Annotated in this window: 1 protein-coding gene; it reads left to right on the top strand. The window is 57.8% G+C overall.

Annotated elements, in window-relative coordinates:
- The coding region (locus KJY73_RS21665; protein ID WP_214345687.1) for a phage portal protein at positions 1–521 on the top strand (521 nt) is incomplete at both ends.

Here is a 521-nt window from a genome sequence, read left to right as displayed (position 1 = left end):
CTCAGGATACGGATAACGGCTACTCCGTGTTTGAGCAGTCACTGCTGCGGTATATCGCTGCCGGGCTGGGTGTCTCGTATGAGCAGCTTTCCCGGAATTACGCCCAGATGAGCTACTCCACGGCACGGGCCAGTGCGAACGAGTCGTGGGCGTACTTTATGGGGCGGCGAAAATTCGTCGCATCCCGTCAGGCGAGCCAGATGTTTCTGTGCTGGCTGGAAGAGGCCATCGTTCGCCGCGTGGTGACGTTACCTTCAAAAGCGCGCTTCAGTTTTCAGGAAGCCCGCAGTGCCTGGGGGAACTGCGACTGGATAGGCTCCGGTCGTATGGCCATCGATGGTCTGAAAGAAGTTCAGGAAGCGGTGATGCTGATAGAAGCCGGACTGAGTACCTACGAGAAAGAGTGCGCAAAACGCGGTGACGACTATCAGGAAATTTTTGCCCAGCAGGTCCGTGAAACGATGGAGCGCCGTGCAGCCGGTCTTAAACCGCCCGCCTGGGCGGCTGCAGCATTTGAATCC

This window comes from Bowmanella yangjiangensis (assembly GCF_018531185.1).
GTDB classification, from domain to species: Bacteria; Pseudomonadota; Gammaproteobacteria; order Enterobacterales; family Alteromonadaceae; genus Bowmanella; species Bowmanella yangjiangensis.
The sequence above is the reverse complement of the archived record's forward strand: the minus strand, read 5'-3'. Positions and strand labels throughout refer to the sequence as shown.